Origin of the sequence: Halomonas ventosae (assembly GCF_004363555.1) — a bacterium.
GTDB classification, from domain to species: Bacteria; Pseudomonadota; Gammaproteobacteria; order Pseudomonadales; family Halomonadaceae; genus Halomonas; species Halomonas ventosae.
Window position 1 is genome coordinate 1 of sequence record NZ_SNZJ01000010.1, and the last position, 14,556, is coordinate 14,556.

Below are 14,556 nucleotides of genomic sequence, written 5' to 3' on the forward strand. Positions count from 1 at the left end.
ATAACGTGCGGCTCCATGGGGCCCTGGGCGGAGTCTCCCCCCGGACCTATGAAGCCGCTGCCTGAGAAGGTGTCTACTTTTTCAGGGCCGCATCATTGCGGCTTGAGCCTTGTGCCTTGTGCCTTGGGGCTTCTTCAGGGAAGGAGAATGGTGGAGCCGGTGGTCTGGCGCCCCTGGAGGGCCTCCTGGGCCTTGCCGGCCTCCGCCAGCGGATAACGCTGCGCGATATCGACCTTCACCTTGCCGCTCTGGAGCATCTCGAAGAGCTCGCCGGCCATCGCCTCCAGCCGCTCGCGGGTGTCGGCATAGCCGTTGAGGCTCGGCCGGGTGACGAACAGCGACCCCTTCTGGTTGAGGATGCCGATGTTGACCCCCTCCACGGCGCCCGAGGCGTTGCCGAAGCTGACCATCAGCGAGCGGGGCTTGAGGCAGTCCAGCGAGGTCTCCCAGGTGTCCTTGCCCACCGAGTCGTAGACCACGTCGCACATCGCGCCATCGGTCAGCTCGCGTACCCGCGCGACGACGTCCTCCCGGGTATAGTCGATGGTCGCCCAGGCGCCGTTCTTCTCGGCCAACGCCGCCTTCTGAGGCGAACTGACGGTACCGATCAGCTTCACGCCCAGCGCCCTGGCCCACTGGCAGGCGATGGAACCCACGCCACCGGCGGCGGCGTGCCAGAGGATCGTCTCGCCGCCCTTGAGCTCGCGGGTCTGGCGCAGCAGGTACTGCACGGTCAGGCCCTTGAGCATGCTGGCGGCGGCGGTCTCGACGTCGATGCCGGCAGGCAACGCCACTACCTTCTCCGCCGGCAGCACATGCTGCTCGGCATAGGCGCCCAGCGGCCCCTGGGCATAGGCGACCCGGTCCCCCGGCTTGAGGTGGGTGACGCCCTCGCCCACTGCATCCACCACGCCGGCCCCCTCGGTGCCCAGACCGGAGGGCAGCGACGGGGCCGGATAGAGGCCGGTGCGAAAGTAGATGTCGATGAAGTTGAGGCCGACGGCCTGGTTCCTCACGCGGACCTCGCCGGGCGCCGGCTCGGCCGGGGCGACGTCGACGAGCTCGAGGACCTCGGGGCCACCGGTGCGGGCGAACTGGATGCGCTTGGCCATGGGAGTGCTTTCCTTGTGCTGCCTTCGGGATGGGCCCACCAGTCAAGCGCCGTGGTCCCCCCGGGTCAAGTCGCGCCGCGCTCAGAGCGTGGCGGGAAAGGTTTCCAGGCCGCGGATGAAGCGCGCCTTGTAGTCATCGAACTGCTTGCGGTCACGCTTGAAGGACTGGATCACCGCCGCCTCGTCGAAGGTCAGTGCCCGGGGCAGGTCCTCGAGGGAGGTGGCGGGATGCTTGGGACCCAGGCCGATCCGCATCCCGGCCTTGCCGTCCAGCCAACGGGTGATGCCGGCGTCGCGAAAGCGCGCCTCCTGCTCGGCATCCCGGGCATCGACCCGCAGCGGGGCCTTGAGCGCCAGCTCGGCGACCAGGCGCTCGGCCGGCCGCGCCACGCCCTCCTGTTGCGGGTCCTGGTCAAGCTCGGCCAGCAGCATCACGGTCATGCTGCTGCCGAGCTCATCGAGCACGAGCAGGGCCAGCGCCACCGGGCGCGACTGGTCATCCACCAGCGCCAGCACCCTGGCCGCCTCCTGCTTGACCAGCACGCCCAGGGTGCCGGCGAAGGTGGCCAGCGGCCTGAGGCCCGCCTCCTGGCCATAGGCCTCGGCACACAGCCGGGCCAGGCAGGCCTCGCGCTGCCGGGGGTTCTTGATATGCACGACTCTCATCTCACGCTCCTCGCATCGTCGGGTCCGGCACCATCACCAGGGTCGAAATCGCGCAGCCTACCATATCCAGGCCATGGCGGATGGCGATACGCTGTAGGCCGCTTCCTCGCCGCCAGTGGACGGCGCCTCGCAGACCAGGACGACCGAGCATGCCCCACCCCGACATCCCCCTGCCCCGCCTGATTGCCCACCGCGGCCTCTCCGCCCATGCCCCGGAGAACACCCTCTCCGCGGTGCGCGCCGCCCACGCCGCGGGCGTCACCTGGGTGGAACTGGACGTGCAGCTGCTCGGCGACGGAACCCCGGTGATCTGGCATGACGCCAACATCCGGCGCTGCTCCGATGGCCGTGGACGCCTCGCCGACCTGGACCTGGCCGCGGCCCGCCGGCTCGACGCGGGCAGCTGGTTCGGCGACGCCTTCCTGGGTGAACGCATGGCCACCCTCGGGGAGATGCTGGCCCTGCTCGACGAGCTGCAGATGGGGGTGAACCTGGAGCTCAAGGTGAATCGCGGCCGGGACCCCCGGGCCCTGGTGGAGGCCGCCCTGCCCCCGGTGATGGAGGCGCTGCCGCCGGCACGCTGCCTGGTCTCCTCCTTCAACGACACGGCGCTAGCCCAGGCGCGCGCCCTTGCCGGGCCCGAGGCGCTGGCGCTCGGCGTGCTCTTCGAGGCGGTCGGCCGCGACTGGCGCCGGCATTGCGAGCCGGTGCAGGCCTACAGCGTGCATGCCGACTGGAGGCGCCTCAAGCCGTCGCGCGTTCGCGAGGTCGTCGAGGCCGGCTATCGACTGCTCTGCTATACGGCCAACGATCCCGCCGCCTTCGCCCCGCGCTGGCAATGGGGGGTCGAGGCGGTGATCAGCGACGATCCGGCGCGCTTCCTCGGCCATCTGCCCGACGCCTGACCCCCCTTCCCCACAGCAGGCGGGCCGCCTTGAAAGGCGGCCCGCAACATGGCAAGACGCGTGTGCACGATCAGCGCGTGACGGGCTCCGGCTCGAGGCCATCGTCCGTTTCCACCGCCATGTCGTCTTCCACGGCGATCGGCTCCTCGGGTTCGGCGACGCGCGCCCGGCGCGACCGGTGCTCGACCATGAAATAGAGCACCAGGCCGACACCCAGCCCCCAGGCGGCACCGTGGGTCGCCAGCACCACCCCCATGATGCCGGCCACGCCCATGGCGGTCGCATTGCGGATCTGCTCCACCGCCACGGCGATGCAGAGGTAGCCGGTGATCAGCAGGGTGATCGACAGGGCGATGGGCAGCACCGGCCGGAACAGGGTGATCAGCGGCAGCATGAACAGCGCCAGGAAGCCGACGATCCAGAACACCGAGGCGCCGGAGTAGATGGTGTCCATGGCCTTGCGCCCGTAGCGGTAGCGCTCGGCGATGGTCGCCATGGCACCGGTGAACAGCGGGCCGGCCAGCCCCGGATAGGGGGCGAGGAAGGCGTGCATCAGGTTGCGCAGGCCGGTGATCAGGTGAACGCGATCGACATTGACCTCGATCTTCTCGTCGGGCCGCAGGTGGTCGACCCGCTTGATCAGGCTCTGGCCGACGATGATGTCACCGAAGGCGATGATATAGGCGATGACCGCCGTGGGGATCGCGGCCAGCAGCAGTTCCAGTCCCGGCAGCCCGACCGCGAAGGGCAGGTAGCCCCAGATACCGGCGAAGTCGGGAATCGCCATGCCCCACTCGATCTCGGGCAGCGGGTACTCGCCCACGCCCCAGCCGATGGCCATGGTCACCAGCATGCCCGGCACCATGCCGTAGGCGGCGATGTTGCGCGCCCAGCGATGCTTCTCGGCGAGGTCGCGAAACGACAGCGAGAAGAGCACATAGAGGGTCACCAGGCCGCCGATGCCCAGCGAGATCGGCGTGTTGTAGAGGCGTCCGCCGGCGCTGATCTCGCCGCTGATCGCGGCGATGCCCGCCCCCAGAAGGATGCCGGCCTTGATCGAGTCGGGAATGTTGTTGACCAGCTTCGAGCCCAGCCGGGTCACCGCCATGAACAGGAAGATGGCCGTCACCATCAGCTGCAGGGCCACCATGGCGCGGATCGCCTCGGGGCCGGGCGTGAAGTCGCTCAGGAACAGCAGCACCACCGGGATCGCGGGGGTGATCCAGCCGGCAATGAAGGGCACACCGAGCAGCGGTGGCAGGATGAAGCCGATGCCGCAGACCACCACGAAGGCCAGCGCCACCTCGTAGGGCACCCCCAGGTACTGCTCGAGCAGCGGGATCATGCCCATGGCGATGACGAACATCACCAGCGCCTGGACGGTCTCGGGGACCTCCCAGCGGAAGTGGATGAACGGCAGGCGCAGCTTGAAGGGGCCGAGGGGCCAGTAGGGGTGTTCTTCACCGTATTCGCGTTTGAGCAGCACGTCGGTTCCTCATCGTGTCGGATTGGGCATGAGCGGTCCTTGTCGAGCATTGTTGTTGTTGGGCATGGTCGTTTTACGCAGGTGCAGCAAGAGAGGACATTCGACCTTCTATCGAACGGTGGGGCGGCGTGAGCGTCACTTGATGTCGACAATCATCACCTCACCCGCCGCCCACCAAGCAAGATGACGGCATGGAGCCGGTCGAGTTCCGGAATGTTGTCGACAGCTTCCCGGGGAGATTGGCGACGTTTACGTCAACGTCATCCATGAATGGCGAGAAGGCAACCCGTGCCCGAGCGGCAGGAAAACCGGCAGGGTTGATGCCAGCGCCGTGCGGCGGGCACGACCAAAGTGCAAGGCTCAGGGCACGGCGACGAACACCCTCGCGCCTTCCACCTCGGCACTGGCCAGGCGCTGGCCATAGAGGCGCTCGAGGGCTGCGGGGACCAGCATGCTCTCCGCCGGGCCCCAGCAGGCTTCGCCGTCCGGGTAGAGCAGCAGCAGGTGATCGCACCAGCGAGCGGCCAGGTTCAGGTCATGCAGGCACAGCATCACGGCGCGGCCGTCGGCCGCCTGCCCGGCCAGCAGGCGCATCACCGCCACCTGATGGTGCAGGTCCAGATGATTGGTGGGCTCGTCGGCGAGCCAGACGCCCGGATCCTGGGCCAGCAGGGTGGCGATCGCCAGCCGCTGGCGCTCGCCACCGGAGAGGGTAGCCACCTGACGCCCACCCAGCTCGGCCAGGTCGAGTCGCGCCAGGGCGCGATGGGCCAATGCCAGGTCCTCGGCGGTTTCCATCTGCCACGGCGAAAGCCAGGGATGGCGGCCGATCAGGGCGGTCTCCTCCACCGTGGCGGGAAAGCCGTCGTGATGTTCCTGGAAGACCAGCCCCAGGCACTGGGCCAGACGGCGGCGTCGCAGGCGCGTCAAGGGCACGCCATCCACCTCGATCCAGCCGGCGCGCGGCGAGCGCAGGCCGGCCAGGGTATGCAGCAGGGTGGTCTTGCCCGCGCCATTGGGTCCCAGCACGCCCCACACCTGGCCCGGCAGCACGTCGAGGTCCAGGGGGTCCCCGCCCTTGCGGCCCGGCACGTCGATGACCAGCCCGCGGGTCTCCAGGCGACTCATCAGCGGCTCCGATGCAGCAGGTAGAGGAAGACCGGCACGCCGAGCAGGGCGGTGATCACCCCCACCGGCAGCTGCTCGGGCGCGATGATCGTCCGCGCCAGGGTGTCGGCCAGCACCAGCAGGGTACCGCCGGCCAGGGCACAGGCGGGAAGGATCAGCCGCTGGTCGTTGCCCAGCGCCAGGCGCAGCAGGTGCGGCACCACCAGCCCCACGAAACCGATGCTTCCGGCCGTGGTCACGGCGACGGCGGTCACCAGGCTCGCCAGCAGATAGACCAGCCACTCCAGCCGACTGACCGCCACGCCCAGGGCCGCCGCCTGCAGCCCGCCCCGTGCCAGCACGTTGAGGCTTCGCCCGAGCGGCACCACCAGCAGGCAGACCAGGCCCAGCAGGCCCAGCGCGACGCCGGGGCCCCGCGCATGGGCCAGGTCGCCCATCAGCCAGTAGAGCATGCCCGGCAGCTGCCGGGACGGGGTGAGCGACAGGATCAGGGTGATCACCGCCCCCCAGCCGGAGGCGACGACCACTCCGGTGAGCAGCAGCCGCGAGGGGGTCCAGCTGCCGGTCCCATGGGCCAGGCCGAACACCAGCAGGGTCGCCGTCAGGGCGCCGGCAAAGGCCGATCCCGAGACCAGGGCGCTGCCCAGCCCCGCCAGCATCGCCAGCAAGGCACCCACCGCCGCACCGCCGGAAAGCCCCAGCACATAGGGATCCGCCAGCGGGTTGCGCAACAGCACCTGCATCAGCGCACCGGCCACCGCCAGCAGGCCGCCGGTGGCGAAGGCGGCCAGGGCTCGCGGCAGGCGAAGCTCCAGGATCAGGGTGCGCGACAGGGCGTCTCCCCCGCCCACCAGGACGGCGAGGCCGTCCGACAGGGGCACGGTGGCGCTGCCCAGGGCGACGGCGAATACCAGGGCCGCCAGGGCCAACGCGGCCAGCCCCCCCAGGGTCAACGCCAGGTGGCCCAGGGTCAGGTGCCCGTGGGCAGCGCGCGGGCTAACGCGGCCCACGGGCCACCTCCAGCCGCTCGCAGAGGAGCCGGCTGCCCTCGAGCAGGCGCGGCGTGGGGCGCTGGAGCAGCGACGGGGGCACGAGGAAGAGGTTGTCGCGGGCCACCGCGGTCAGCTTGGGAAAGCGCCGCCAGTCTTCGAGCCAACTGCGGTTCTGCTCCCCTCGCCCACCGGCGAGGATCACCTCGGGATCGGCCGCCAGCAGGGCTTCCTCGTCGATGCGCGGCACCAGCCGCGCGAGACCGCCGAAGACATTCACGCCCCCGCAGAGCGTCACCGCCTTGCCGATCAGGTGCTCGTCGTTGACGGTCATCAGCGGCGAGTCCCACACCTGGTAGAACACCGTCACCGGGGGCGCGCCGGCATGGCGCGCCGCCATCTCGGCAAGCCCCTGGCGAAAGCGCTCGGCGGCCAGGCGCCCCTGGGCCTCGCTGCCGGCCAGCCGCGCCAGCCGCTCGAGGGCCGTGGCGATGCCCTCGAACGCCCGTGGCTCGATCCGGAACACCGGCACCCCCAGCCGCTCGAGGCGCTCCACCTGCTCGGCAGGATTGCCGGTGACCCAGCCGATCACCAGGTCCGGCTGCAGGGCCACCAGCCGCTCCAGGTCCAGGCGGTCATGGCTGCCCACCGAGGGCAGCGCCTTGGCCTCGGGTGGATAGTCGCTGTGCTCCACCGCCGCCACCAGCCGCTCCCCTGCCCCGGCGGCGAAGAGCAGCTCGGTGGCCCCGGGAGAGAGCGCGATGATCCGCTCGGCCGGGTCCGCCAGGCAGACCTCGCGGTCGGTATCGTCGATGGCGCAGATCTGATCGGCAGCGGCCGGCCCGATGAGGCCGGCCAGCAGCGCGAGCAATAGCAGGAGCAAACCTGGCAGTCGGCGGCGGGTCACTGGCGACTCCCTAGGGGCCAAAGTGGACACTGACAAAGCCAGCTCGGCCGGCGTTGATGTAGTCGAAGGGGATGCTCTCGAAGGTGGCAAGGTCGAAGTCAGCGCCCTGGGCGGTGGCATACTCCTTGTCCGTCAGATTCTCCACGGTGGCGCGCAGCGACCACATCGGCGCAAGCTGCCAGCCGGCCCGCAGGTTGACGATGCCATAGCCGGGCAACCGCTGCTCGTTGGCGCCGTCGTTGTAGCGATGGTTCTGAGCGATCCAGGACGCGCCCAGCGACCACTCCCCCAGTTCGCGATCGATATCGAGACGCAGGCCCTGGGTGGCACGGCGCGCCAGCCGGTTGCCGGTATCGCGGTCCTCGGGGTCGGTATAGGTCAGCGCCGTCGCCAGCGTCCAGCCGTCGAACTCGGCACCGGCGGAGAGCTCGGCGCCGCGGATTCTGGCCTCATTGACGTTGACAGGGCGGAAGCTGGCATCCAGGGCAATCAGGTCCTCCACTTCGGTCCGGTAGGCGGCGAGATCCCAGAACCAGGCGTCGTACTGCCCGCGAATGCCCAGTTCGACCGTCTCGGAGGTTTCGGCTTCCAGGTCCGGGTTGCTCGAGCCGACGAAGGGGAAGTAAAGCTCGTTGAAGGTCGGGGCACGAAAGGCCGTTCCGAAGCTGGCACGCAGGCTGTGACGGGCATCCAGCTCATAGCCCAGTGCCAGACTGCCGGTCAGTTCCTCACCGAACGCCTGGTTGTCGTCATGGCGAAGGCTGAGCTGGGTGGTAAGCGGCTGGAAGTCCAGCAGTCCCTGGGCGAACACCGCCCGGTTGTCGCGGCTCTCCTCGTTGAAGGCGAGCCCGGACGTCTGACTGTCGCCGAGATCATCTTCGCTGTACTCGGCACCGACCACCACTTCATGCTGGCCGAGGGCCAGAGTGTTCTTCCACTGGGCGGTACGGGTCCGGGTCTCGAAGAGGGAACTGTAGGTCGGTGCTAGCGTATCACGCTCGTCACGCGCCTCGCTGAGGGTGAGCCGGCTCGTCCATCTCTCGGTGAGTGGCAACTCGGTATAGATGCCTGCCACCTGCTGCACGAAATCATCCTCAGCCGGCCCGGACGCGTCGAATTCCGTGCTCCCCTTCGATCGCAGCGCCAGCATGCCGATCTCGGCCCCGCTGTCGAAGGTGTGGGAAAGTCGTACCAGGCCGGTGGTGTTGTCATGGCCTTTGTCGTCCCCATCGCGGCGCACCGGTGCGCCCTCGGTATCGAAACGGCTGGCGGCAAAATGGTAGCGGGTACCGTCCTCGGCACCGGAGAGACTGGCGGAGTAGCGTTGAGTCTCGAAGGAGCCACCACCAACCGAGATGCGCGGCTGGGGACTACCCTCTTCCCCTTCCGGCGTGAACAACTGGACCACGCCACCCACCGCGTCGGCGCCGTAGAGACTGCCGCGGGGGCCGCGCACGATCTCGGCACGGTCGAACATGCGTGGATCCAGGAACTCCCAGGAGGCCGCCCCCGTGGTTGCCGAGCGCAGCCGGATCCCGTCGATCAGCAGCACATTGGCATTGCTGCCCGTCCCGCGGATGAAGACGCTGCTCTGCTTGCCGAAATTGCCCTGGGTGGTGACATCCACCCCGGGCTGGCCACGCAGCACATCGGTGATGCTGGCGGGATCCTGGCGACGCAGGGCGGCCTCGTCGATCACGGTGACGGAGGAGAGGCTCTGGTCGGCGGTGCGGGGCGCCAGGGCGGCGGTCACGACCATCGGATTGAGCTCGACGGTTGGAGACGCCTGGTCGTCGCTGCTTGCCTGGGCGTGGACGGCCAGCGGAAGCGCGGCAAGGCCAAAGACGGCCAGGCCCTGGGCGGCGTAGTTTATGGTTTTCATGGGGTGTCCCTTGCTCACCGTGCTCACCCGCACGGCGTGATGGCGTATTGAACGCCGAGGCGGCAAGGGGTCGAGGAAGAAGGACGAACGGAAAAGCGGCGCCGGCCCTGCCTCGAGCTCGCCCACCGCAACTCGGCATGAACTCTCGGGCCGGTCTCCGGGCTGACGAGTGGGTGTCGGACATGAAGCAGGCCTGACGTCCGGAACGACCGCCTTCCCGTGCCGCAGCACAGTGGCGTGATGGCCGTTCTCTTCTCGATCACCGTTGCGGGGGCAGCGTCGGAATGGAATCACCGACTTCCCGTTTCACTGGCGGATGCATCCACCAGCACCTGAGAGTGCGCGTAAGCTAGCAACCCCCCGATGAAGCGTCAACGCGCATCCTCGCGCAGATTGACCTGGCGCAGCCGACTGGCCGACGGGCTGACAGAGCTCCGCCGCGCACCTATACTGTTATTTTATACAGTAAGCAGGTATTCCGATGGCCCATCAACCGAACCACGATGGCGTGGCGCGCAAGGGCCGCGGCGCCACCTACTCCCCCCACAACCGCTTCGACCCGACCACCAGCGAGCCGGTCGACGACGGCTGGTGGCAGGAGGAGGCGCCGACGGGCCTGGCCACCGAGGTGCGCGAGGAGCGCACCCGCAGCGCCCTGGCCTGGAACAGTTCCCCCGACCTGCCCTTCGACCGCTCGATCAATCCCTATCGTGGCTGCGAGCATGGCTGTATCTACTGCTACGCGCGCCCCAGCCACGCCTACTGGGATCTCTCCCCGGGGCTCGACTTCGAGACGAAGCTGATCGCCCGGACCGGACTGGTGGAGCGCCTGCGGGACGAGCTGTGCCGGCCCGGCTACCAATGCCGACCCATCAATCTCGCCGGCAACACCGATGCCTACCAGCCCCTGGAGGCCCGCTACGCCACGACCCGCGCCATCCTGGCGCTGCTGCTCGAGTGCCGCCATCCGGTGACCCTAGTGACCAAGGGCGGGTTGATCCTGCGCGACCTCGACCTGCTGCGGGCCCTGGCCAGGCAGCGCCTGGTGCGGGTGATGGTCAGCCTCACCAGCCTCGATAGCGAGCTGAAGCGAACCCTGGAGCCGCGGGCCGCCTCCCCCTCGGCGAGGCTGAGGGTGATCCGCACCCTGGCCGAGGCCGGCATTCCGGTGGGCACCCTGGTCTCGCCGGTGATCCCCGGGCTCACCGACCATGAGCTCGAGCGCCTGCTCGAGGCCGCCGCCAACGCCGGGGCCACCACCGCCGGCTGGATGCTGCTGCGCCTGCCCCGGGAGGTCGCCCCGCTGTTCGAGGCCTGGCTATCGGAGCACTACCCCCAACGGGCCGGCAAGGTGATGAGCCTCATCCGCCAGTGTCGGGGCGGTGCGGACTACGACCCGCGTTTCGGCAAGCGCATGCGGGGCGAGGGGGTCTTCGCGGAGCTGCTGGAGCAGCGCTTCCACAAGGCCTGCCGCCGCCTGGGGTTGAACGATCCGGCAGCCAAGGCAGGCCAGGCGCTGGACACCTCGGCCTTCCGGCCGCCCCGCGCCCAGGGGGACCTCTTTGAGTGAGGGCCGAGCTTGCACGCCGCGATTCCCTGCTATGCTGGAATATCGTAAGGCCTGAAGTGATGGAACACACCGGCACGACAACCACAACAACGGCCCGGCATGCGCACAGGACGCCCCGCACCCCGCATGCCAGAGCCCGCCAGGAGTCCCGCCATGACACGACTACCCCCCGATACCAGGGCACGCGGCATCCATGAACTCTATGCCGAAGATCCCGAGGCCGCGGATCGCAAGCTCTGGGACCGTGAGGTCGACCCCGTCACCCGACGCGGCTTCCTGAAACGCTCCAGTCTGCTTGCCATGGCCGCCGCCGTGGGGGGCTCCATTCCCTTCGCCGACCGCATGCCGGGCGGGCTGATCCCAGCCGCCCTGGCCCAGAGCGACGAGCCCTTCACCTTGGAGGGCAAGGAGGGCCTGACCGTCCTCAACGACAGGCCCATCAATGCCGAGACCCCGGCCCACCTGCTGGACGACGACATCACCCCGGCGAAGCACATGTTCGTGCGCAACAACGGCATTCCCCCCGAGGTGGAAAGCATCGACGCCGATACCTGGGAACTGGAGATCAGCGGCGAATCCTGCGAGAACCCGCAGAGCTTCTCGATCGCCGACCTCAAGGAAAAGTTCGAGCACCACACCCTGCAACTGCAGGTGGAGTGCGGCGGCAACGGCCGCAGCGAGTACGTGCCCTCGGCCAGTGGCAACCAATGGACCACCGGCGCGGTGGCCTGCCCGACCTTCACCGGTGTGCGACTGCGCGACGTGCTGGAGGCCTGCGGGATCAAGGACGACGCCGTCTACATCGGCTATTACGGGGCCGATGCCCATGCCAGCGGCGACCCCAACAAGGAGGCCATCTCGCGTGGCGTGCCCATGGAGAAGGCGCTGGAGGACGAGTCGCTGATCGCCTGGGCGATGAACGGCGAGGACATCCCCTATCTCAACGGCTACCCCCTGCGCGTGGTGTGTGGGGGATGGCCGGGGTCGGTGTCCGGCAAGTGGCTCAAGCGCATCGTGATCCGCAACGAAAAGCATGACGGCGCCAAGATGGGCGCCCCCTCCTACAGCGTGCCCAAGCACCCGGTGGCACCGGGCAGCAACGTGCCCAACGAGGACTTCGAGACCATCGAGTCGATGCCGGTGAAGTCGCTGGTCACCTTCCCGAAGTCCGGCATCGACCATGCCCTCGGCGAGGCCATGGAGGTTCGCGGCCACGCCTGGGCCGGCGACCTGGCCGTGAAGGAGATGCACGTCTCCATCGACTTCGGTGCCACCTGGCAGAAGGCCGAGCTGAAGGACCCGCCCAACCGCCTGGCCTGGCAGCGCTGGACCACCACGGTGGAGTTCCCCGAGCCCGGCTACTACGAGGTGTGGGCCAAGGCCACCGACGAGGAGGGCCGCGCTCAACCCATGGTCGTGCCGGGCTGGAACCCCAAGGGTTACCTCAACAACGCCTGCCACCGCATCGCGGTCCAGGTGGCCTAGGAGGTCACCATGAAGCCTTTACACGCATTCGCCATGCCGACACTGGGAGTGGCCCTGCTGTGCCTTCCCCTGGCGGCGGGGGCCCAGGAGACGGACCCGGACACCGGCCTGATCAAGGCCGAGGGCTGGGAGACAGTGCGCAACAACTGCACCGCCTGCCATTCGGCCAAGCTGGTCACCCAGAACAGCGGCTCCCGCAACCACTGGCAGTACCTGATCCGCTGGATGCAGGATACCCAGGGGCTCTGGGAGTTCCAGGCCGAGACAGAGGCGACCATCCTCGACTATCTGGCCGAGTACTACGGACCCAAGGAGGATACCCGACGCCCGGCGCTGCCGCGCACGCTGATGCCGGATAACCCCTATCCGACGGTGGCCGACTCCGACTGACCCCCCGCCTCCCGTCACGATCCCCTCGCCACCGGCCGCCCGGCCGGTGGCGCTCTTGTACGACCACTCCGGAACCTCTCCCGCTCCTAGACTGTCACTGACCCGGTCAGCCGGCGTGCATCGCTCTCGAGTGCATTCTCATCGAGAGCAGTGCCGGAACGTCGTCGGTTGGCCGCCATGGAATCACGACTCCAGGGACGACAACGATGAACCGACGCGACTTCCTGAAGGCGACCACCGTCCTCGGTGGCACCTTCCTGCCCCTTTCTCCCCTGCTCGCCGCCACTGCACAGCGAATCCCGACCACGGGTCCCCGCGAGCCTTTCGATTACGCCTGGCTAAAGGGCCTGGCCCGCAACCTCGCCGAGCAGCCCCCACGCGAGGCCCAGCCCGAGTTGCCGGCAACGCTAAAGGACCTGAGCTGGGACCAGTATCAGGCCATCGGCTTTCGTCCCGATCATGCCCTCTGGGCCCAGCACGAGGAGGTCCCCTTTCGGGCCCAGCTCTTCCACCTGGGCCGTAACTTCACGCGGCCGGTGAGAATCTACACCCTGCACGACGGCCAGGCCCAGGAGATCGCCTACGATCCGGCGATGTTCGATTTCGGCACCTCCGGCGTCGAAGGCGATGCACTCTCCGAGCATCTGGGATTCGCCGGCTTCCGGCTTCACCACAGGGACGACTGGCAACGGGATATCGCCGCCTTCCTCGGTGCCAGTTACTTCCGCGCAGTCAGCGACTCCCTGCAATACGGCATGTCGGCGCGCGGCCTGGCCATCGACACCGCCATGAACCACCCTGAGGAATTTCCCGACTTTACCCGCTTCTGGCTGGAGCAGCCGAACGACGACGTTGAGGCCGTACATGTCTATGCCTTGCTCGAGTCGACCAGCATCACCGGCGCCTATCGATTCCGGATCAGCAACCCGGACGCCGGCGTGGTCATGGACGTGGACGCCGCCCTCTACCCGCGCCAAGGCATCGAGCGCCTGGGTGTCGCCCCGTTGACCAGCATGTACCTGGTCGGCGAGAACGACCGGGACGCCGGCTGGGACTGGCGCCCCGAGATCCATGACTCCGATGGCCTCGCGATGCATACCGGCGATGGCGAATGGCTGTGGCGCCCGCTCGCCAATCCCCCCCGATTGCGCTTCAACAGCTACGCCGATACCAACCCCCGCGGCTTCGGCCTGGTCCAGCGTGATCACGACTTCGACCACTACCAGGACGACGGCGTCTTCTACGACCGCCGGCCCAGCGTGTGGGTCGAACCCAAGGGCGACTGGGGCGCCGGCGCGGTGCAGCTGACCGAGATCCCGGCCCTCGACGAGACCTTCGACAACATCGTCGCCTTCTGGCATCCCGACGCCGCCGTCGAACTCGGCCAGGAAATGCTGTTCGGCTACCGCCTGTACTGGCACGCGTACCCGCCAAACCAGCCGCCCAGGGCACGCTGCGTCGCCACCCGTACCGGTCTGGGCGGGGTCGTCGGCCAGCCTCGGGAGTACTTCAGCTGGCGCTTCGCGGTCGACTTCCAGGGCGGCCCCTTCCCCCTCGATGATCAGGCAGACCTCGAGGTCAAGCCGGTCATCGAGACATCTGCGGGCCGCATCGAGCTCACCTCTGCCCGTCCCCTGGAGGCGATCCAGGGCTATCGGGCGATGTTCGATGTCGTCCCCCAGGACGACGGCACGGAACCGATCAACCTGCGCCTCTATCTGGAGGGTGACGGCCAGCCGCTGACCGAGACCTGGATCTACCAGTGGACGCCGCCGCCTGCCGAGGAGCGGGAGCTTCACAACCCCAGCCATCTCTGAGCGAGCGGCCAGGGTCATGGGCCTGATCCGCCGGTGCCGCGGCGGTCAGGCCCATGAGGGACGCGTGGGCCACTGCAGGCGCGGCCAAGGCGGGGGGCGCCAAGCGGCTCGAACAGCCCTGTCGCCAGGTCTAACGGCGGCTCGACTCCCCCGGCGATACCGCGCTGGATACCACAGCCTGCCAGCCGTCGCGTCGTCGGGCCGATCTCTTCGACCAGG

General features: G+C 68.5%; 12 protein-coding genes and 1 riboswitch. Of the genes, 5 read left to right on the forward strand and 7 right to left on the reverse strand.

The annotated features are described in order from the left end of the window. Nucleotides 1–134 precede the first annotated feature (134 nt). Both DFP85_RS09935 and DFP85_RS09940 read right to left on the reverse strand, forming a co-directional pair. Nucleotides 135–1,112: an NADPH:quinone reductase gene (locus tag DFP85_RS09935; protein WP_133636135.1), complete on the reverse strand. Its 978-nt coding sequence runs from the start codon at nucleotides 1,110–1,112 to the stop codon at nucleotides 135–137. Between the two features lie 81 nt (nucleotides 1,113–1,193). Then, a complete protein-coding gene (locus DFP85_RS09940) occupies nucleotides 1,194–1,778 on the reverse strand; it encodes a hypothetical protein (protein ID WP_133636136.1) in 585 nt (194 codons plus the stop codon). A gap of 149 nt (nucleotides 1,779–1,927) precedes the next feature. Here DFP85_RS09940 and DFP85_RS09945 point away from each other — a divergent pair, with 149 nt between their 5' ends. Further along, on the forward strand, nucleotides 1,928–2,683 hold the full coding sequence (locus DFP85_RS09945) for a glycerophosphodiester phosphodiesterase family protein (protein WP_133636137.1): 756 nt from the start codon (nucleotides 1,928–1,930) through the stop codon (nucleotides 2,681–2,683). A 70-nt stretch (nucleotides 2,684–2,753) separates the two neighbouring features. Here DFP85_RS09945 and DFP85_RS09950 read toward each other — a convergent pair whose 3' ends face one another. The 5 genes from DFP85_RS09950 to DFP85_RS09970 form a co-directional block, all read right to left on the reverse strand. Next, entirely contained in the window at nucleotides 2,754–4,169 is a 1,416-nt protein-coding gene (locus DFP85_RS09950; protein WP_133636138.1) for a xanthine/uracil/vitamin C permease, read from the reverse strand. Between the two features lie 360 nt (nucleotides 4,170–4,529). Continuing rightward, nucleotides 4,530–5,297, reverse strand: a complete 768-nt coding sequence (locus tag DFP85_RS09955; RefSeq protein WP_133636139.1) for an ABC transporter ATP-binding protein — start codon at nucleotides 5,295–5,297, stop codon at nucleotides 4,530–4,532. Beyond that, the gene (locus DFP85_RS09960; protein ID WP_424955089.1) at nucleotides 5,297–6,271 is read right to left on the reverse strand and encodes a FecCD family ABC transporter permease; all 975 of its coding nucleotides are present in this window, start codon (nucleotides 6,269–6,271) and stop codon (nucleotides 5,297–5,299) included. The genes DFP85_RS09955 and DFP85_RS09960 overlap by 1 nt, the downstream gene beginning before the upstream one ends. A gap of 22 nt (nucleotides 6,272–6,293) precedes the next feature. Further along, the gene (locus tag DFP85_RS09965) at nucleotides 6,294–7,193 is read right to left on the reverse strand and encodes a cobalamin-binding protein (RefSeq protein WP_243737261.1); all 900 of its coding nucleotides are present in this window, start codon (nucleotides 7,191–7,193) and stop codon (nucleotides 6,294–6,296) included. Between the two features lie 10 nt (nucleotides 7,194–7,203). Next, nucleotides 7,204–9,075 (reverse strand): TonB-dependent receptor domain-containing protein, encoded by a 1,872-nt coding sequence (locus DFP85_RS09970; protein WP_133636141.1) that lies wholly within the window; start codon nucleotides 9,073–9,075, stop codon nucleotides 7,204–7,206. 131 nt (nucleotides 9,076–9,206) lie between these two features. Next, a riboswitch (cobalamin riboswitch) is annotated at nucleotides 9,207–9,426 on the reverse strand. A gap of 130 nt (nucleotides 9,427–9,556) precedes the next feature. On the opposite strand from DFP85_RS09970, the gene DFP85_RS09975 reads away from it, so the two are divergent. The 4 genes from DFP85_RS09975 (at nucleotide 9,557) to DFP85_RS09990 (ending at nucleotide 14,337) form a co-directional block, all read left to right on the forward strand. After that, nucleotides 9,557–10,645: a PA0069 family radical SAM protein gene (locus tag DFP85_RS09975; RefSeq protein WP_133636142.1), complete on the forward strand. Its 1,089-nt coding sequence runs from the start codon at nucleotides 9,557–9,559 to the stop codon at nucleotides 10,643–10,645. Between the two features lie 153 nt (nucleotides 10,646–10,798). Continuing rightward, complete coding sequence (locus DFP85_RS09980) at nucleotides 10,799–12,130, forward strand: sulfite oxidase (protein ID WP_208108488.1); 1,332 nt, start codon at nucleotides 10,799–10,801, stop codon at nucleotides 12,128–12,130. Between the two features lie 9 nt (nucleotides 12,131–12,139). Continuing rightward, nucleotides 12,140–12,520 (forward strand): hypothetical protein, encoded by a 381-nt coding sequence (locus DFP85_RS09985; RefSeq protein ID WP_208108489.1) that lies wholly within the window; start codon nucleotides 12,140–12,142, stop codon nucleotides 12,518–12,520. A gap of 206 nt (nucleotides 12,521–12,726) precedes the next feature. Next, nucleotides 12,727–14,337, forward strand: a complete 1,611-nt coding sequence (locus DFP85_RS09990) for an OpgD/OpgG family glucan biosynthesis protein (RefSeq protein ID WP_133636144.1) — start codon at nucleotides 12,727–12,729, stop codon at nucleotides 14,335–14,337. Nucleotides 14,338–14,556: the final 219 nt, after the last annotated feature.

Coding starts and splice junctions, on each gene's coding strand:
- DFP85_RS09935 (WP_133636135.1), bottom strand. CDS start 1,112: ATGGCCAAGCGCATCCAGTTCGCCCGCACCGGTGGCCCCGAGGTCCTC.
- DFP85_RS09940 (WP_133636136.1), bottom strand. CDS start 1,778: ATGAGAGTCGTGCATATCAAGAACCCCCGGCAGCGCGAGGCCTGCCTG.
- DFP85_RS09945 (WP_133636137.1), top strand. CDS start 1,928: ATGCCCCACCCCGACATCCCCCTGCCCCGCCTGATTGCCCACCGCGGC.
- DFP85_RS09955 (WP_133636139.1), bottom strand. CDS start 5,297: ATGAGTCGCCTGGAGACCCGCGGGCTGGTCATCGACGTGCCGGGCCGC.
- DFP85_RS09970 (WP_133636141.1), bottom strand. CDS start 9,075: ATGAAAACCATAAACTACGCCGCCCAGGGCCTGGCCGTCTTTGGCCTT.
- DFP85_RS09975 (WP_133636142.1), top strand. CDS start 9,557: ATGGCCCATCAACCGAACCACGATGGCGTGGCGCGCAAGGGCCGCGGC.
- DFP85_RS09980 (WP_208108488.1), top strand. CDS start 10,799: ATGACACGACTACCCCCCGATACCAGGGCACGCGGCATCCATGAACTC.
- DFP85_RS09985 (WP_208108489.1), top strand. CDS start 12,140: ATGAAGCCTTTACACGCATTCGCCATGCCGACACTGGGAGTGGCCCTG.
- DFP85_RS09990 (WP_133636144.1), top strand. CDS start 12,727: ATGAACCGACGCGACTTCCTGAAGGCGACCACCGTCCTCGGTGGCACC.